The 18,173-nt window shown below is 71.5% G+C and carries 17 protein-coding genes and 1 tRNA gene; 16 read left to right on the top strand and 2 right to left on the bottom strand.

Features of this window, described 5'->3' with window-relative positions; translation table 11 throughout:
* The first annotated feature begins 85 nt into the window (after positions 1–85).
* The 5 genes from AB0M88_RS21175 to AB0M88_RS21155 all read left to right on the top strand — a co-directional run bounded on the left by AB0M88_RS21175 (position 86) and on the right by AB0M88_RS21155 (position 2,937).
* A complete protein-coding gene (locus AB0M88_RS21175) occupies positions 86–577 on the top strand; it encodes a DoxX family protein (protein ID WP_364104560.1) in 492 nt (163 codons plus the stop codon).
* Positions 574–1,326, top strand: a complete 753-nt coding sequence (locus AB0M88_RS21170) for a thioredoxin domain-containing protein (RefSeq protein ID WP_364104557.1) — start codon at positions 574–576, stop codon at positions 1,324–1,326. The genes AB0M88_RS21175 and AB0M88_RS21170 overlap by 4 nt, the downstream gene beginning before the upstream one ends.
* Entirely contained in the window at positions 1,323–2,297 is a 975-nt protein-coding gene (locus AB0M88_RS21165; protein ID WP_364104554.1) for a hypothetical protein, read from the top strand. The genes AB0M88_RS21170 and AB0M88_RS21165 overlap by 4 nt, the downstream gene beginning before the upstream one ends.
* Positions 2,294–2,764 (top strand): thioredoxin-dependent thiol peroxidase, encoded by a 471-nt coding sequence (gene bcp / locus AB0M88_RS21160; protein ID WP_364104551.1) that lies wholly within the window; start codon positions 2,294–2,296, stop codon positions 2,762–2,764. Before AB0M88_RS21165 ends, bcp begins: the two co-directional genes overlap by 4 nt.
* An 89-nt stretch (positions 2,765–2,853) precedes the next feature.
* Positions 2,854–2,937, top strand: a tRNA-Leu gene (locus AB0M88_RS21155).
* A gap of 710 nt (positions 2,938–3,647) precedes the next feature.
* Here the strand turns inward: AB0M88_RS21155 and AB0M88_RS21150 are convergent.
* On the bottom strand, positions 3,648–4,319 hold the full coding sequence (locus tag AB0M88_RS21150; RefSeq protein ID WP_364104548.1) for an alpha/beta hydrolase-fold protein: 672 nt from the start codon (positions 4,317–4,319) through the stop codon (positions 3,648–3,650).
* Between the two features lie 80 nt (positions 4,320–4,399).
* Here AB0M88_RS21150 and AB0M88_RS21145 point away from each other — a divergent pair, with 80 nt between their 5' ends.
* Genes AB0M88_RS21145 through AB0M88_RS21130 form a run of 4 tightly spaced genes read left to right on the top strand, consistent with a single transcriptional unit; the run spans position 4,400 to position 7,491 of the window.
* A complete protein-coding gene (locus AB0M88_RS21145) occupies positions 4,400–4,921 on the top strand; it encodes a GNAT family N-acetyltransferase (RefSeq protein ID WP_364104545.1) in 522 nt (173 codons plus the stop codon).
* An 18-nt stretch (positions 4,922–4,939) separates the two neighbouring features.
* A complete protein-coding gene (locus AB0M88_RS21140; protein ID WP_364104542.1) occupies positions 4,940–5,686 on the top strand; it encodes an NAD-dependent deacylase in 747 nt (248 codons plus the stop codon).
* Positions 5,687–5,696: 10 nt separating this feature from the next.
* The gene (locus tag AB0M88_RS21135) at positions 5,697–6,503 is read left to right on the top strand and encodes an MOSC N-terminal beta barrel domain-containing protein (RefSeq protein ID WP_364104539.1); all 807 of its coding nucleotides are present in this window, start codon (positions 5,697–5,699) and stop codon (positions 6,501–6,503) included.
* A 43-nt stretch (positions 6,504–6,546) separates the two neighbouring features.
* Entirely contained in the window at positions 6,547–7,491 is a 945-nt protein-coding gene (locus AB0M88_RS21130) for an expansin EXLX1 family cellulose-binding protein (RefSeq protein ID WP_364104536.1), read from the top strand.
* Positions 7,492–7,507: 16 nt separating this feature from the next.
* Here the strand turns inward: AB0M88_RS21130 and AB0M88_RS21125 are convergent, their stop codons facing one another.
* On the bottom strand, positions 7,508–8,200 hold the full coding sequence (locus tag AB0M88_RS21125) for a hypothetical protein (protein WP_364104533.1): 693 nt from the start codon (positions 8,198–8,200) through the stop codon (positions 7,508–7,510).
* Between the two features lie 148 nt (positions 8,201–8,348).
* Between AB0M88_RS21125 and AB0M88_RS21120 the strand changes: the two genes are divergently transcribed.
* The 7 genes from AB0M88_RS21120 (at position 8,349) to AB0M88_RS21090 (ending at position 18,167) form a co-directional block, all read left to right on the top strand.
* The gene (locus AB0M88_RS21120; protein WP_364104530.1) at positions 8,349–9,200 is read left to right on the top strand and encodes a MurR/RpiR family transcriptional regulator; all 852 of its coding nucleotides are present in this window, start codon (positions 8,349–8,351) and stop codon (positions 9,198–9,200) included.
* Positions 9,201–9,210: 10 nt separating this feature from the next.
* Positions 9,211–10,839, top strand: coding sequence for a urocanate hydratase (hutU, locus tag AB0M88_RS21115; RefSeq protein ID WP_364104527.1), 1,629 nt, complete (start codon positions 9,211–9,213; stop codon positions 10,837–10,839).
* On the top strand, positions 10,836–12,014 hold the full coding sequence (locus AB0M88_RS21110; RefSeq protein ID WP_364104524.1) for an allantoate amidohydrolase: 1,179 nt from the start codon (positions 10,836–10,838) through the stop codon (positions 12,012–12,014). The genes hutU and AB0M88_RS21110 overlap by 4 nt, the downstream gene beginning before the upstream one ends.
* On the top strand, positions 12,011–13,303 hold the full coding sequence (locus AB0M88_RS21105; protein ID WP_364104521.1) for a formimidoylglutamate deiminase: 1,293 nt from the start codon (positions 12,011–12,013) through the stop codon (positions 13,301–13,303). Before AB0M88_RS21110 ends, AB0M88_RS21105 begins: the two co-directional genes overlap by 4 nt.
* Entirely contained in the window at positions 13,300–14,463 is a 1,164-nt protein-coding gene (gene hutI / locus AB0M88_RS21100; RefSeq protein ID WP_364104518.1) for an imidazolonepropionase, read from the top strand. Before AB0M88_RS21105 ends, hutI begins: the two co-directional genes overlap by 4 nt.
* Complete coding sequence (hutH, locus tag AB0M88_RS21095) at positions 14,460–15,974, top strand: histidine ammonia-lyase (protein ID WP_364104515.1); 1,515 nt, start codon at positions 14,460–14,462, stop codon at positions 15,972–15,974. Before hutI ends, hutH begins: the two co-directional genes overlap by 4 nt.
* A 261-nt stretch (positions 15,975–16,235) precedes the next feature.
* Complete coding sequence (locus tag AB0M88_RS21090) at positions 16,236–18,167, top strand: leucine--tRNA ligase (RefSeq protein WP_364104512.1); 1,932 nt, start codon at positions 16,236–16,238, stop codon at positions 18,165–18,167.
* Positions 18,168–18,173 lie beyond the last annotated feature (6 nt).

Raw genomic sequence — 18,173 nt, 5'->3', positions numbered from 1 at the left:
TCGCCCCTGTTTCCCCGACTTTCTTCAGGTAAGCCTCAGCACAATGAAGGGGAACCGAGAAGCGACGGGTGGCGACTAAGTGGGCGTGACGACCATTGAAACAGGGCGCGCGGCTGCCGTCTGGCCGTGGATCTCCACGGTGGCCCGTCTCGGCCTGGCCGCGGTCTTCCTGATCGCCGGTGGCCTGCACGTCGGCGACCTGGCCGCCTCCGGCCGCGCGGTGAACGCCTACCAGCTGATGTCCTACGACGCGGCGAGACTGGTCGGTGCCATCCAGCCGTTCCTCGAGATCGCGGTCGGCCTCCTGCTGCTGATCGGCCTGGCCACGCGGCTGAGCGCGGCGATCGGGGCGCTGCTCCTGGTCGTCTTCATCGCCGGCATCGTCTCGGCCTGGGCCCGCGGCCTGCAGATCGAGTGCGGCTGCTTCAACAAGGGTGGAGGGCTCGCCGCCGGGAAGACCGCGCAATACCTGCCGGAGATCCTGCGCGACGTCGGTTTCCTCGTCCTCGCCGGAATTCTGCTGGTCAAGCCCCGCTCCCGCCTCTCGGTGGACGGGCTTCTGATGGGAGAGCAATGAGCAAGGGTGACCGCGCCCGGGAACGCAACAACGCCCGGCGCATCGTCGAACAGCAGAGGGCGGCCGAGCGCCGCCGCCGGGTGACGGTCTGGACCTCGGTCGCGGTGGTCGTGGTGCTGGTGGCGGCCGGGCTGATCGGCTGGGCCGTGCTGTCTCATCAGGACAAGACCACCGCGAGCAAGCTGACCGTGCCGGCCGGGGTGGTCGACGACGGCACCGCCTGGAAGATCGGCACCGGGCCGGTGAAGGTCGACCTCTACGAGGACTTCATGTGCCCGATCTGCCACAACTTCGAAAATCAGACCGGCGCGACGATCAAGCAGCTGGTGTCCCAAAACAAGATCACCGTGCAATATCACACGGTCGCGATCCTCGATGACAGCTCGAACGGCACGAAATACTCGACCCGGGCCGCCGGCGCGGCCGCCGCGGCGGCGACCGAGGGCAAATTCGTCGAATACCACGACGCGCTCTACGCCAACCAGCCCGAAGAGGGCAGCAACGGCCTGACCAACGCCAAACTGATCGACATCGGCAAGTCGGCCGGGCTGACCGACGACGCGTTCGTCAACGCGGTCAACAAGCAGACGTACGACGCGTGGGTCGCCAACGTGACCAACCAGTTCACCCAGCGCGGCTTCACCGGCACCCCGACGATCGTGGTCAACGGCAAGGTCCTCCAAGGGCCCAACCAGACCGTTCCCACCACCGAACTGTTCACCCAGACCGTGGACGCGGCCGCCGGGTGAGGCGTCTGACCCTGTTCGCCCTCGTGGCCGGTGCGTTCCTCGCGCCGGCCACGCCCGCGTTCGCGCACGCCGGCGACGCACCGATCGCGACCGTCTACCGCACCACCGTGACCGGCATCAGCACACCCGAGAAAGGGCTGTCGGTGCGCACGGTCGAAGCCGGGGCACGGCTCGAACTGACCAACCACACCGGGCACCCGGTCGAGATCCTCGGCTACTCCGGGGAGCCCTACCTCGACGTCCGCCCCGACGGCACCTACCAGAACGTCAACTCCCCGGCGGCCTACCTCAACGAGACGCTCGCGGGCGACAACCCGGCGCCCGCCACGGCCGACCCCACCGCGATCCCGTCCTGGCGGCGCGTCTCCACCACGACCACGGTGCGCTGGCACGACCAGCGCACCCACTGGCTCAGCCCGGGAGTGCCGCCGGCCGCCAAGAACGATCCCTCCCGCACCCATCGCCTGCGCGACTGGTCGGTTCCCCTGCGCGAGCAGGCCCGCACCTTCGCGATCACCGGCACCCTCGACTGGATCCCGTCGCCGCGGGTCGCCCTCTGGTGGCTCGGCGCCGGCCTCCTCGGCCTGGCGGCCGTTCCGCTGGCACGGCGGTGGCCCGGCCTGGTGCGGCCCCTCGCGCTGCTCGCCGGTGCGGCTCCCATCGCGTACGCGCTCAGCCGTGCCGCCGACGGCGGCAGTCCCCCTCCCGTGCTGTTCCCGGTCGGGTTTCTCGCCCTGGCCGCCGTGTGGCGGCACCCGCCGTTCTACCTCGCACTGACCGGTCTGGTGGTCTTCGTCTTCGGCGGCCTCACCATCGGCTTCGACGGCGCCGTGCTCCCGACCGCCGGCCCGGCCTGGGCCGCCCGCCTGCTGGTGCTCCTGTCAGCCGGCCTCGGCATCACCCTGGCAGTGACCGGTGTGCTCCGCCTCCGCCCGCCGGCCGCCCCGCCCGCACTATCGTCGTCGGCATGACTGACAGACTCTCCCCCGGCGACGCGGCGCCCGAATTCACCCTGCCGACCGACAACGGCGACCAGCTCACGCTGAAGGACCTGCGCGGCCGCAAGGTCATCCTGTACGCCTACCCGGCCGCGATGACCCCCGGCTGCACCACCCAGGCGTGCGACTTCCGCGACTCGCTCGGCTCACTCCAGGCCGCCGGCTTCGAGGTCGTCGGCATCTCCCCCGACACCCCGGCCAAACTGGCCAAGTTCCGTGAACGCGACGCGATCACGTTCCCGCTGGTCAGCGACCAGGACAAGAGCGTCCTGACCGCCTACGGCGCATGGGGCGAAAAGACGATGTACGGCAAAACCGTCACCGGCGTCATCCGCTCCACTTTCGTCATCGACGAAAACGGCGCCATCGAACGCGCTATGTACAACGTGAAGGCCACCGGACACGTCGCCAAGCTCCGCCGAGACCTCGGCCTCGACTGACCGGGGACAGACGCTCCCGGTAGCCAGCGTTTACACTCCATGCAACGCTCCGCCGGTCAGAGCCATGAGGCCGGCGGTCGCGTTCGCTCGCGGGAGTGGCGAAACAGGCAGACGCGCGGGATTTAGGTTCCCGTGCCCGAGAGGGCGTGAGGGTTCAAGTCCCTTCTTCCGCACGAGCCGAGGGCGAAGTGTGTTCACGGAAAGCGTGAACCGTGTCGTCTCGCTATTTCGCTCCGGGGGCCGAGCCCCCGGAGGCCCCGCGGTGCGGTGGTTGCGGTTCAACCATGCGGTGGGCGCGGTCGGCGGGGCGGTGACACGGCGGTGGGCGCGGTCGGCGGGGCGGTGACACGGCGGTGGGCGCGGTCGGCGGGGCGGTGACATAGCGGTGGGCCTGCACTGCGGGGGGCGGTTACTTCTGGTTCTGCTGTCCGCGCTCGACGGCTGACCGGGGCATCGATCACTCTGTGATCCTGTCACCGTCACAGCGAGATCAGGGCGAGCCGATGACCGACTACGTCGCGGGCCCGGCGCGGCGCGTCATTTTTGAACCGACGCCTCCCCGGGAGCTCCCAGACGAATCTGGCCGTTCGTCGTGGCCGTCGCGGGGCTGATCTGACCGCACCGGAGCACCGGCAAGCCGTCTAAGCCAAGTGCTCCAGCGACCTCTGCTGCGGCTGTCACCTTCTCGATCAGCGGCGCGGTCGAGCTTGGAGCGGGCCAGTTCGTCACCGTCGAGGACAACGGCTGCCAGGGTGAGGACGGCTACGACGAGCTCGGCATGGGTGCCTTGGGCGTGATCAGTGACGCGAGCGGCACGGTTGTCGCCGCAGGGGCCGAGGCCGAGCTGAAGAGCGGGTCGGTGGCTGAGCCCGGCGCGTGGTGGCTAGCGGTTGAAGGCCCATGCCGCCATCAGGGGGAATTCGTTTCGCCAGAAGGGGCCGCCGTGTGGTCCGGGCCGCTCGGTCAGGATGGTGTCCGCGCCCGCGTCGCGCAGGGCGGTCGCCCACCTTGCCGCGTTCTCCCGGAAGAACGGCTCCTCGGTGCCGGCGACCAGATAGGTGCGCGGAAGCGGACCCGGCATGGGCACCGGAGGCCGATAGCCGGCGCCGGGGGACGCGGCGAAGACTGTGCCGTAGACGTCAGGGTGCCGGAGCCCGAGTGCGAGCGCCAGCTCTGCGCTCGCGGAGACACCGAACACGGCTGTACGGTCCGCCGGCATCGAAATGCCGAACCGTGACTGTGCCCACCGGCGCACGTCCTCGACGAAGAACGTCTCATGTGCGGCGAACCGGTCCGGCTCGAAGCGCGGAGAATATTCGTGCAGCCGCAACGTCTCGTCGGCCAGCCGGTGGACACCGACGATCATCGTGGGCGGCACGTCGGCCGCCTCGAGGACCTCGCCCCAGGGTGCGATCAACTGGCCGTCGCCGGCGAACACCACGGCCTCCGGCGGCGCCGGCGGGACATAGACCGTGACCTGCCGTCCTCCGGCATAGTCGAGCGTCTCGGTGACGAAGTGTCCCGCGACCGCGCCGACGTTTGCCCGGTCGTCCATGGCCGCACCCTACCGCCGCGAGCCGCAACGCCGGCCCGCCCGGCCGTGGACAGCGGAACCCCCAGGTCAGAATTGGCGACATGACTATCGCGTTCGTGCTCGACCCGCCGATCACCGACGAGTTGCGGGAGCGCATCGTCGAGCTGTGGGTCGAGGTGACCAACGCGGGTGGGGCGGTCGGTTTCGTGCCGACCGTAGGGGCCGAGGATGTCCGGCCTTTGGCCGAGGTGTCGCTGGCCGCGGTCGAGGCCGGGCCCGACCGGCTGCTGGTGCAGACCGACTGCGGTGAACTGACCGGTCTGTTGTTCATTGTCGACAACCGGTTCGGGCTCAAGGAGCACTGGCGGGTGCTCAAGCGGGTCATGGTGACGCCGCGCGGGCAGGGGCGGGGGCTCGGCTCGGCGCTGATGCGGGAGGCCGAGCGGGTCGGGCGGGCGATGGGGCTGGCCGCGTTGCACGTCACGGTTCGGGCCGGTGCGGGCACCGAGAAGTTCTACGAGCGGCTGGGCTACACCGAGGTGGGGCGTCTGCCGGGGGCGCTGCGGGTCGGGCCGGGTGACGACCGCGACGAGATTTATATGTGGATGCCGCTGGCCCGCTGATCCGACAGACTCTTCGCCATGCGCGACATCGACCTGCGAGAAGCCGCCGACCTGATCGACCGGGCCGAGCGGATCGTCATCTTCACCGGGGCCGGTGTGTCGGCCGAAAGTGGCATTCCGACCTTTCGCGACGCGCTGACCGGGCTGTGGGAGCGGTTCGATCCGCGGCGGCTGGCCACGCCGGAGGCGTTCGGCGACGACCCCGCCCTGGTCTGGGGCTGGTATGAGGGGCGCCGCGCGGCCGTCGAGCGGGTCGAGCCCAACGCCGGGCACCGGGCGCTGGCCGCGATCGAGCAGCGGGCGCCGGAATGCGTCGTCGTCACGCAGAACATCGACGACCTGCACGAGCGGGCCGGTTCGAAGGAGCCGATCCACCTGCACGGCAGCCTGTTCGCGCCGCGCTGCTCGGCCTGCGGGCGGCCGGCCGAGGTGGAAGGAACGGCGGAAACCGACGACGGCCGGGTCACCCCGCCGCCGTGCGATCACTGTGGTGCGCCGATCCGGCCCGGGGTGGTGTGGTTCGGCGAGGCGCTGCCGGCCGACGCGTTCGAGGCGGCCGTGGCCGCGGCCGCCAACTGCGACGTGCTGATCACCGTGGGCACCTCGGGCGTGGTCTTCCCGGCGGCCGAGATTCCTCAGGTGACGGCCCGGATGGGCGGCACGGTGATCCAGGTCAATCCCGATCCGACCCCGCTCGACTCGGTGGCCCGCATCAATCTGCGCGGCGCCGCCGCGGAGGTACTTCCGGCGCTCGTTTCCATGTAAAGCTTTTCCGATGCGGATCACGGCGCTCTACACCCACCCGGTCAAGGGCGCCCACCGGCTCGACCACGAGAGCGTGGCGGTCGATCCGTGGGGCCTGGCCGGCGACCGCCGCTGGATGCTGGTCGACGACGACGGCGTCGGCATCACCCAGCGCGACGATCCACGGCTCGCCCGCATACGCGTACGCCCGGAAGCCGGCGGCTTGACGCTCAGCGCGCCCGGTCTCCCCGATCTTCACGTGCGGGAACCGGCCGAGGGCCCGGAGGAGTTCGTGCGGGTGTTCAGCAGCCACGAGAAGGCGCCGACCCGCATCGCCGAGTCGCGCTGGGTCAGCGCGTACCTCGGAAGGCCGGCCAGGCTCGCCTGGCAGGCCGATCCCACCGGGCGCAAGGTGCAGGGGCCGTCTGGGCCGGGCGATGTGACCAGCCTGGCCGACGGCTACCCGGTGCTGCTGGCCAACTCGGCGTCGCTCGGCGCGGTCAACGACTGGCTGGCCGAGGTGGGCGCGGAGCCGGTCCCGATGACCCGGTTCCGGCCCAACCTGGTGGTCAGCGGTGCGCCGGCCTGGGCCGAGGACAAGTGGCTGGGCCGGCGGCTCCGGGTCGGCGACGTGTGGTTCCGGGCCGCCTCGGCGTGCGCCCGGTGCCTGGTCACGACGATCGATCAGGAGACCGGCGAACGTACGGGCCAGCCGCTGAAGGTTCTCGGCCGGCACCGACGGTACGACGAGGGCCTGCTGTTCGCGATCAACCTGATCCCGGATGCGCCGTACGGTGTCGTCCGAGTGGGCGATCCCGTTGTCTTAGGGCTCTCTTAGATTTGTTGCGCCGGTCGATGCGGCCGGCGAAGGATGCCTCATCGTGACCGAAATCCGCCCGCGATCGCACCGCCGGATCGGACCGAACCCCCGGTGGCTCGCCGCGGCCGGGGCGGTCGTGCTCGCCGCCATCGTCGGCGTCGCCCTGATCCTGCAGAACGGCGGCTCGGCCTGCGCCTCCCCACCGGCCACGTCGGGCCACTCGGGCAAGGCGACGTTCTACGACCTCGACGGCGGCACCCCGAACTGCTCGTACCCGTCCGCCCCGGACGACGACCTGTTCGTGGCGCTCGGCCCCTCCGAGTATTCGAACGCGGCCGCCTGCGGCACCTACCTCGACGTCACCGGCCCCGAGGGCAAGGTCCGCGTCAAGGTCGTCGACAAGTGCCCGGAGTGCGACGCCGGCCACCTCGACCTGAGCCGCACCGCGTTCAAGAAGATCGGCGCCGAGTCGGCCGGGGTCATCCCGATCACGTACAAGACGGTGGTCAACCCGGCCACGCCGGGCCCGCTGAGCGTGCGCATGCAGGAGGGCACCTCGCAGTACTACTGGTCGGCGCTGATCGACAACCACGGCAATCAGCTGTCTTCGGTCAAGGTCGCCGGCCCGGGTGGCACCTTCCACACCGCCGAGCGCGCCGACTACAACGACTGGATCATCGACGGCGGCGCCGGGTCCGGCCCTTTCAAGATCAAAATCTCTGACGTGTACGGGCGGACGGCGACGCTCTCGGGCATTTCCCTCTCGCCGGAGAAGACGCAGAAGTCGTCGGCGCGGTTGTCCGGTGGCGGGACCGTCGAGACGCCGCACTCGTCGTCTCCGACACCGGCCAAGAAGAAGTCGCCGTCCCCGGCCAAGTCCTCGGCGGCGCCGACGACAGCGTCTGTCGCCTCCTCGGCCGCCCCGTTGCCGGCTGCCGACACGACGGCACCGGCCGATACGTCGCTGGATCTGGCGGGAGCGGCCGCTACTTCCCGCTGCCACTGACGTCGGCTGCGGGGGCTCAGCGATCGTCGGCGAGGTCCGGACCGAGGTCGAGCAGGTGGACGCAGCGCAGAGTGCGCCGAATCAGGCTGTCGACGGCCTCGGGTCTCAGGCTGCCCTCGAGCGCCTCGAAGGTGAACAGGGACCGGTCGATCGCGGTGAACGGGGGAATCTCGCCGTTCTCGAACGCGTCGTTGAGGGCCGGCAGGTCGAGGCGGTGCGAGGTGCCGATGGTGCGGTGAGGGCGGCGGATCCCCATCGGCTCGGTTTCGACCGGGAGGTGGACGACGACGAAGACGCCCCGGCCCACCCAGCCGTCCACGGCGCCGCCGAGGGCGTTGTCGCTCCAGTGGAGCTCGCCGGCCGTGATCAAGAGGTGGTCGTCGACCATGGACTGCCAGGCCCGGTCGACGACGACCGAGTCGGGAGTTTGCAGCAGAGACGTCCACGGCCACGAGCGGCCGACCGGGACGGAGATCCAGTTGCCGGCGGCGACCCAGGTCTCGATCCGGCGAAACGCGTCACGGCTGCGCATCCGGGGGGTGATGATGAGGCCGGCGAGCAGGACGGCGACGCTGAGGATCGTCTGCAGCGGATAGGCGTCGACCAGGCCGGAAAAGATCACTCGCGGCACCGACAGGACGCACACGAGGCCGCCGAAGAGCGCGAGGGCGGCCAAGACGGCGCCGAGCTTTTCCTTCATCCGCCTCATCGACCGTGATGCTAGCGAGCCACCCTCGCCTGGTCGCCGGTCGGGCGAGAGCCGCTGGCGGGCGATAACGCGACCGACGCGAAATCGGCACGTACGAGCTCGAGGCGAAGCCTGGCGTGTTGAAAGTTTTTATGCATAAATTGCTCCTGTGAATGACGGAGCGGTCAGGCCGGCCGAGCGGGTGCTCGACCTCTTTCACGGTGCGCGGCTGACGCCCACCCAGCGGCGCATCGCGCACTGCCTCATGGAGCACGCGCAGCGGGTGGCCTATCTGTCGGCCGCCGAGGTGGCCGATCTGGCCGGCGTCAGCCAGCCGTCGGTGACCCGGTTCGCGATGGCGCTGGGCTATGAGGGTTATCCGGCGCTCCGCCGCGAGATGCGGTGGCTGACCCCCGGCGAGACCCGGCCGGAGCAGCCGGCCGAGCACAATGCGATGCAGCTCGCCGTGCAGGCCGAGGCCGACCATCTGACCAGGCTCCGCGATCAGCTGGGCCGGCTCGACGACGTCGAGCGGGCGGCCCGGTTCCTGGCCGACTCGCCGGTCCTCCCGGTGATCGGGTTGCGGGCGGCCGCGCCCCTGGCCGGCTATTTCGGATATTTCGCCGCCAAGGTGCGGCCCGACGTGCGAATACTCGACACCGGTGGAACCAATCTTCTCGACCGGCTCGACCAGGCCCGGCACGCGGGCGCGTCGGCGGTGCTGGCGGTCGTGCTCCCCCGCTATCCGAGAGAGTCGCTCGACGCGATCCGCGAGGCCAAGGCGACCGGCCTCGCCGTCGTGGTGATCACCGACTCGGCGGTCAGCCCGGCCGCCCAGGCCGCCGACGTGGCGCTGCCCGCCGCGGTCGGCACCCAGCTCGTCTTCGACCTGCACACCGGTCCGATGGCGATGGCGATGGTGCTGCTGCAGGCGATCTGCGACGCCGATCCGGAGCCGGCGCAACGCCGGCTGGAGGAGTTCGAGGCGACCGCCACCCGACGTCACATTTTCGAAGCCTAGGAGGAGAGCAGTGGAGATCCGGGCACCGCGCGGCAGCACGTACACGGCGCAGGGCTGGCCTCAGGAGGCCGCCAAGCGCATGTTGATGAACAACCTCGATCCCGAGGTCGCCGAGCGGCCGGAAGACCTGGTCGTCTACGGCGGCACCGGCCGGGCTGCCCGCGACTGGCCGTCCTACCACGCGATCGTGCGCGAGCTCGACGAGCTCAAGGGCGACGAGACGCTGCTGGTGCAGTCCGGGCGGCCGGTCGGGGTGTTCCGCACCCACGAGTGGGCGCCACGCGTGCTGATCGCCAACTCCAACCTGGTCGGCGACTGGGCGACCTGGCCCGAGTTCCGCCGGCTGGAAAAGCTCGGCCTGACCATGTATGGCCAGATGACCGCCGGCTCCTGGATCTACATCGGCACCCAGGGCATCCTGCAGGGCACCTACGAGACGTTCGCCGCGGTCGCCGCCAAGCGCTTCCACGGCACCCTGGCCGGCACCCTCACGCTGACCGCGGGCTGCGGCGGCATGGGCGGCGCCCAGCCCTTGGCGGTCACCATGAACGGTGGTGTCTGCCTGATCGTCGACATCGACCGGTCGCGGCTCGAGCGACGCGTGCAAAACCGCTACCTCGACGTCATCGCCGACGATCTCGACGACGCGGTGCGCCGGGCCGAGCAGGCCAAGGCCGACCGGACCCCGATCTCGATCGGTGTCGTCGGCAACGCGGCGGTCGTCTTCCCCGAGCTGCTGGTCAAGGGCGTCGGCATCGACATCGTCACCGACCAGACCAGCGCCCACGACCCGCTCAGCTATATCCCGGTCGGGGTGGAGCTCGCCGACGCCGCCGACTTCGCCCGCGACAAGCCGGAGGAATTCACCGACCGGGCCCGGGCGAGCATGGCCCGTCACGTCGCGGCGATGGTCGGCTTCCTCGACGCCGGCGCCGAGGTCTTCGACTACGGCAACTCGATCCGCGGCGAGGCCAAGCTCGGCGGGTTCGAGCGCGCCTTCGACTTCCCGGGCTTCGTTCCGGCCTACATTCGGCCGCTGTTCGCCGAAGGCAAGGGCCCCTTCCGGTGGGCCGCCCTGTCCGGTGACCCCAAGGACATCGCGGCCACCGACCGCGCGATCCTCGACCTGTTCCCCGACAACGAGCAACTCGCCCGCTGGATCAAGATGGCCGGCGAGCGGGTCGCCTTCCAGGGGCTCCCGGCCCGCATCTGCTGGCTCGGCTACGGCGAGCGCGACAAGGCGGGCGTCCGCTTCAACGACATGGTCGCCCGGGGCGAGATCAGCGCGCCCGTCGTGATCGGCCGCGACCACCTCGACTCGGGCTCGGTCGCCTCGCCCTACCGCGAGACCGAGTCGATGCTCGACGGCTCCGACGCGATCGCCGACTGGCCGCTGCTCAACGCCATGCTCAACACGGCCAGCGGGGCCAGCTGGGTCTCGATCCACCACGGCGGCGGCGTCGGCATCGGCCGCTCGATCCACGCCGGGCAGGTCTGCGTGGCCGACGGCACCGAGCTGGCCGGTCAGAAGATCGAGCGGGTGCTGACCAACGACCCGGGCACCGGCGTGATCCGCCACGTCGACGCGGGCTACGAGTCGGCGGCGGCCGCGGGCGTCCACATCCCGATGAAGCGATGAGCACCGAAGCCTTCACGGCCCTGTGGGCCGAGATCGAGAGCATCGGCCGCGCCGACGGCGGCGGCTACCTGAGGTACGCGCTGACCGAGCCGGAACTGGTCCTGCGCGACTGGTTCCGCAACCAGGCCGACCGCCGCGACCTGCCGGTGACCGAGGACGGCAACGGCAACCTGTTCGCGTGGTGGGGCGAGCCGTGGGGGCGCAACGCGCTCCTCACCGGCTCGCACTTCGACTCGGTTCCGCACGGCGGCGGCTACGACGGCCCGCTCGGCATCGTCAGCGCCTTCCTGGCCGTCGACCGGCTCCGCGCCGAAGGGCACCGGCCGAGCCGCCCGATCGCGATCGTGGCCTTCGTCGAGGAGGAGGGCGGCCGGTTCGGCGTGCCCTGCCTCGGTTCCCGCCTGATGGCCGGCGTGATCGAACCGGGCAAGGCGGCCCGGCTCACCGACCGCGACGGCGTCACCTTCGCCGAGGCGCTCGGCACCGAGCCGGCCGGCAAGCTCCCCGAGCTGCACGGTCGCATCGGCGCTCTGGTCGAACTGCACATCGAGCAAGGAAGGGCGCTCGACGTCCCGGTCGGCGTGGCCAGCGCGATCTGGCCGCACGGCCGCTGGCGCTTCGATTTCACCGGTCGCGGCGACCACGCCGGCACGACCCGGATGAGCGATCGCAACGACCCGATGCTGACCTTCGCCTATACGGTGCTGGCCGCCAACAAGGAGGCCCGGCTGGCCGGTGCGCACGCCACCGTGGCCCGGGCCGAGATCACGCCGAACGCCACCAACGCCATCCCGTCGCTGGTCCGCGGCTGGCTGGACGCCCGGGCGGCCGACACCCCGACGCTCGAGACGCTGGTCGAGGCGGTCACCAAGCGGGCCGAGGATCGCGCCGGGCGGGACGGCACCGGGGTCGACGTGACCCCCGAGTCGGTCAGCGCCGAGGTCACCTTCGACCCCTCGTTCGCGCAGGGCATCGCGAAGTGGCTCGGCGACGCCCCGATCCTTCCCACCGGCGCCGGCCACGACGCGGGCGTGCTCTCGGGGCTGCTGCCGACGGCGATGCTGTTCGTCCGCAACCCGACCGGCGTCTCGCATTCGCCGGCCGAGCACGCCGAGGACGCCGACTGCGCGGCCGGGGTCGAGGCACTCGCGACCGTCCTGAAAGAACTGTCATGAGCGTTTTCCACGCGGCGTACGCCTGGGTGGGCGACCGCATCGCCCAGAATGTGCGCATCGAGACGGCCGAAGGCCGGATCACCGCGGTGACCACCGACCAGCCGCAGGCGGGCGAGTCGCTGCCCGGCCTGGTGCTTCCCGGCCTGGCCAACGTGCATTCGCACGCCTTCCACCGGGCGCTGCGCGGGCGCACGCACGACAAGCGCGGCAGCTTCTGGACCTGGCGCGACCTCATGTATCAGGTCGCCGGAAACATCGACCCCGACCGCTATTTCGCGCTCGCCCGAACCGTCTATGCCGAAATGGCCCTGTCGGGCATCACCGCGGTCGGCGAATTCCACTATCTGCATCACGCGCCCGACGGCACGCCCTACGCCGACCCGAACGCCATGGGTGAGGCCCTGATCGCCGCGGCCGCCGACGCCGGCATCCGGATCACGTTGCTGGACACGCTCTATCTCTCGTCCAGTGTGGATGGTGCGCCGTTGACCGCGGCCCAGCGCCGGTTCGGCGACGCCGGCCCCGAGGCCTGGGCCGAGCGGGTGGCCAAGCTCTCCGAGGCCCCGCACGCCCGGATCGGCTCGGCCCTTCATTCCGTACGCGCGGTGCCCGCGCGACATCTCACCGGCCTGATCGTGCGGGGGCCCCTGCACCTCCACCTCTCGGAGCAGCGGGCCGAAAACGAGCAGACGCGCGCGGTCCACGGCTGCAGCCCGACCGAACTGCTCGACCGCCACGGGCTGTTGCGAGCCGGCACGACCGCGGTCCACGCCACACATCTGACCGACGACGACGTCAAGACGCTCGGCCGCACCGGCACGGGAGTCTGCTTCTGCCCGACCACCGAACGCGATCTCGCCGACGGCATCGGACCGGCCCGCGACCTCGTCGAGGCCGGTGTCCCGCTCAGCCTCGGCAGCGACAGCCACGCCGTGCTCGACATGTTCGAGGAGATGCGCGGGCTCGAGATGAACGAGCGGCTGGCCAGCGAGCAGCGCGGCCGGTTCACGAGCGCCGAGTTGACCGGCGCGGCGGCCCGGCACGACGCGCTGGGCTGGGACGACGCCGGGGCGATCGCGCCCGGCCGGCGCGCCGACCTCGTGGCGGTGCGACTCGACGGGGTGCGGACGGCCGGCGCCGAACCGGCCGGCGCGATCTATGCGGCGACCGCGGCCGATGTCAGCCACGTGATCGTCGACGGCCGCACGGTCGTGGCCGGCGGCCGGCACGTGAGCATCGATGTGGCCCGCGAACTGCGAACGACGATCCGGGCGGTGGTCGGGGCATGAGCGTTCTGGTCGATGACATCGGGGAACTCGTGACCAACGACGAGGGTGCGGGCGAGGGGCCGCTCGGCCTGCGACGTGACGCGGCGATCGTGATCGACGGCGACCGGATCGCCTGGATCGGGTCGCGCGGCGACGCCCCGGCCGCCGACGCGCGGATCGACGCCCGGGGCGCCGCGGTGCTGCCCGGCTTCGTCGACAGCCACTCCCACCTGGTCTTCGCCGGTGACCGGGCGGCCGAGTTCGCGGCCCGGATGGCCGGCGAGCCCTACACCGGGGGCGGCATCCGCACCACGGTCGCGGCGACCCGCGAAGCGAGCGACGAGACGCTGCGGCGCGGGGCCGGCCGGCTGGTCGGCGAGGCCCGGCGCCAGGGCACGACCACGATCGAGATCAAGAGCGGATACGGGCTCAACGTCGACGACGAGGCCCGTTCGCTGCGGATAGCCGGGGAACTGACCGGCGAGACCACGTTCCTCGGCGCGCACGTCGTCCCGGCCGAATACGCGGGTCGGGCCGACGACTACGTCGCGCTGGTCGCCGGGCCGATGCTGGACGGCTCCGCGGCGTACGCGAAGTGGGTCGATGTCTTCTGCGACCGGGGCGCGTTCGACGAAGAGCAGGCCCGCACGGTGCTGACGGCCGGCGCGAAGCGCGGCCTCGGCCTTCGCGTGCACGCCAACCAGTTGGCGGCGGGCCCGGGCGTGCGGCTCGCGGTCGAACTCGGCGCGGCGAGCGCCGACCACTGCACGCACCTGACCGACGCCGACGTCGACGCCCTGGCCGGCTCGACGACCGTGGCGACGCTGCTGCCGGGCGCCGAGTTCTCCACCCGCTCGCCCTATCCCGACGCCCGGCGGCTGATCGACGCCGGTGTGCGCGTGGCGCTGGCGACCGACTGCAATCCCGGCTCCTCCTTCACCAGCTCGATGCCGTTCTGCATCGCGCTCGCCGTGCGCGAGATGAGGATGACGCCGGCCGAGGCGGTCCGGGCCGCGACCGCCGGCGGCGCGGATGCCTTGCGGCGCACCGACATCGGGCGCCTCGTGGTCGGCGCCAAGGCCGACCTGACGGTGCTCGGCGCGCCGTCCCACCTGCACCTGGCCTACCGGCCGGGCGTTCCCCTGATCCGGACAGTTCTGCACGACGGAGTGCTCCAATGATCGTGACTGTGAAAACCACCGGGGTCACACCCGCCGACGTCCTGCTCGTCGCCCGCGGCGATGCCCGGGTCGAGATCGACCCGGCCACCGTCGAGGCGATGGCGACCAGCCGCGCCATCGTCGACAACATCGAGGCCTCGGGCCGCCCGGTCTACGGCGTCTCGACCGGCTTCGGCGCGCTGGCCAGCACGTCGATCGCGCCCGAGCGGCGGGCCGAGCTGCAGCACGCGCTGATCCGCTCGCACGCGGCCGGGATCGGCGCCCCGATGCCGCGCGAGGTCGTGCGGGCCATGATGCTGCTGCGGCTGCGCTCGCTCGCGCTGGGCCGTTCCGGTGTCCGCCCGCTGCTCGCCCAAGGCCTGGCCGACCTGCTCAACCACGACATCACGCCGTGGGTGCCCGAGCACGGCTCGCTCGGCGCCTCGGGCGACCTCGCCCCGCTCGCCCACTGCGCGCTGGTGCTGCTCGGCGAGGGCTGGGTGGTCGGCAAGGACGGCGCCCGTCAGGCCGCGGCCGAGGCGCTGCACGCGGCCGGGCTGGAGCCGCTCGAGCTGGCGGCCAAGGAGGGCCTCGCACTGATCAACGGCACCGACGGCATGCTGGGCATGCTGCTGCTGGCGATCGACGACGCCCGGCACCTGTTCAGGATGGCCGACGTGACCGCGGCGCTGGCGATCGAGGCGATGCTCGGCTCGGAGCGGCCGTTCCTGCCCGAGCTGCACGAGATCCGGCCGCATCCGGGGCAGGCGGCGTCGGCGGCCAATATCCGGTCGCTGCTGCAAAACTCGCACATCATGGACTCCCACCGGGACAACCTCGACCACGCGGTGCAGGACGCGTACTCGATGCGCTGCGCCCCGCAGGTCGCCGGGGCGGCCCGCGACACGCTCGACTTCGTGGTCTCGGTGTGCGGCCGCGAGCTGATCTCGGTGGTCGACAACCCGGTGGTGCTACCCGACGGCCGGGTCGAGTCGACCGGCAACTTCCACGGGGCGCCGCTCGGCTTCGCGGCCGACTTCCTGGCCATCGCGGCGGCCGAGGTGGGGGCGATTTCCGAGCGTCGGGTCGACCGGCTCCTCGACGTCACCCGCTCCCGCGACCTGCCGCCGTTCCTGTCTCCCGACGCGGGGGTCAACTCGGGCCTGATGATCGCGCAGTACACGGCCGCCGGGATCGTGGCCGAGAACCGCCGGCTGGCCTCGCCCGCCTCGGTCGACTCGCTGCCGACCAGCGGCATGCAGGAGGATCACGTGTCGATGGGCTGGGCGGCGACGAAGAAGCTGCGGACGGTCCTCGACAACCTGACCAGCCTGCTCGCGGTGGAGCTGCTGGCGGCCGTCCGCGGCCTGCAGTTGCGCGCACCGCTGACCCCGTCGCCGGCCGGGCAGGCGGCGATCGCGGCGGTCGAGCCGTTCGCCGGGGTGCCCGGACCGGACGTGTTCCTGGCGCCGGTGCTCGAACAGGCTCGAGAAGTCGTCCGCCGGCGCGACCTCGCCGAGGGGCTTTTGTAGTTAACTCGCTACCGTGGCGGACCACGCCGTAGTAGTCGGCGCCGGGATGGCCGGGTTGACGGCCGCCCGCCTGCTGATCTCGGTCAGCCGCCCGCACCTGGAGTCGCTCGTGCGGCCGCGGGTCGTGGTGCGTGCCGCCCGAAGTGCTGTTCCGGCCGCGTTTCGTGCTGCGGGTGCTCCGCCGGGCCCGGCGGCGGCGCGGCGCCCTTCCAGGGTGAGAATCGGGCTGCGGGGCGCATGAGGGATCGTTAAGGTCCCGGCATGGCGACCGAGGGGTACGACTTCGAGGCGATGCAGCGGCGGTGGCAACCGGTGTGGCAGTCCCTCGACCTCTTCGCGCCCCGCGGCTCCGGCGAGCGGCGCTATGTCGTCGACATGTTCGCCTACCCGTCCGGCGACCTGCACATGGGCCACGCCGAGGCGTACGCGTTCGGCGACGCCATCGCCCGCTACTGGATCCAGCGCGGCTACGACGTGCTGCACCCGATCGGCTGGGACTCCTTCGGGCTGCCGGCCGAGAACGCGGCGATCAAACGCGACCAGCACCCGGCGACGTGGACGTACGCCAACATCGAGACCCAGGCCGAGTCCTTCCGGCGTTACGCGGTGAGCGTCGACTGGCGCACCCGGCTGCACACCTCCGACCCGTCCTACTACCGCTGGACCCAGTGGCTGTTCCTGCGGTTCTTCGAGCGCGGCCTGGCCTACCGCGCCCGCGCGGCGGTCAACTGGTGCCCGGCCGACCGGACCGTGCTGGCCAACGAGCAGGTCATCGACGGACACTGCGAACGCTGCGGCGCCGAGGTCGAACCCCGCGACCTGACCCAGTGGTTCTTCCGCATCACGTCGTACGCCGACCGCCTGCTGGACGACATGGACGCCCTGACCGGCCACTGGCCGGAACCCGTCCTGACCATGCAGCGCAACTGGATCGGCCGTTCCCCGGACGGCACGAGCTATCGCCTGCGGGACTGGCTGGTGTCGCGCCAGCGCTTCTGGGGTTGTCCGATACCGATCGTGCACTGCCCGGCCTGCGGGGAGGTTCCGGTGCCCGACGATCAGCTGCCGGTGACGGTGCCCGACCCGCGGGGCGCGGCATCGCCGGCCACCCCGTGCCCGCGCTGCGGCCGGCCGGGCACCCGCGACACCGACACGATGGACACGTTCGTCGACTCGTCGTGGTATTTCCTGCGCTACCCGTCGATCGACTACGCCGAGGGCCCGTTCGACCCGGCGGCGACGAAGCGCTGGCTGCCGGTCGACCAGTACGTCGGCGGCGTCGAGCACGCCACCATGCACCTGCTGTACGCCCGCTTCTTCACCAAGGTCCTGCACGACATGGGCCTGGTCGAGTTCACCGAGCCGTTCCGCGCCCTGCTCAACCAGGGCCAGGTCATCCTGGACGGCGCCGCGATGAGCAAATCCAAGGGCAACCTGGTCGACCTGGGCGAGCAGCTGACTACGTACGGGGTGGACGCCGTCCGCCTGACCATGCTCTTCGCGGGCCCGCCGGAGGACGACATCGACTGGGCCGACGTCTCCCCGTCCGGCGCCGTCCGCTTCCTGTCCCGAGCGCTGCGCCTGGCCGATGACGTGCCGGCCGGGCGCGTGGCCGATGACGTGCCGGCCGGGCGCGTGGCCGATGACGTGCCGGCCGGGCGCGTGGCCGATGACGTGCCGGCCGGGCGCCACGAGGGCAGTCCGACTCTGCGCCGCACCACCCACCGTCTGCTGCGCGAGATCACGGCGCTGGTCGAGTCGCGCCGCTTCAATGTGGCGCTCGCTCGCACGATGCAGCTGGTCAACGCCGCCCGCGAGGCGATCGACGAGGGCGGCGCGGCCGCTTCCGCCGTGCGGGAGGCGGTCGAGGCGGTGGCCGTCGTGCTGTCGCTGTTCACGCCCTACACGGCCGAGGAGATGTGGTCACGCCTGGGCCACGAGCCCGGCATCGCGCGCGCCGGCTGGCCCGCGATCGATCCCGCCCTGGCCGCCGAGGCGACGGTCGTCTGTGTCGTCCAGGTCAACGGCAGGATCCGAGACCGCCTGGAGGTGCCGCCTGACATCACCGGGGAAGCCTTGGCGGCTCGCGCCTTCGCCTCGCCGGCCGTTGCCGCCGCGGTCGGCGGCCGCCCGGTCACCCGCACGATCGTCCGTCCACCGAAGCTGGTCAACCTCATCGTCCCGGCCACCTGAAACCGG

The sequence above is a fragment of the Actinoplanes sp. NPDC051411 genome (assembly GCF_040682075.1).
GTDB lineage: Bacteria > Actinomycetota > Actinomycetes > Mycobacteriales > Micromonosporaceae > Actinoplanes.
This window is presented reverse-complemented; position numbering and strand designations above follow the sequence as displayed.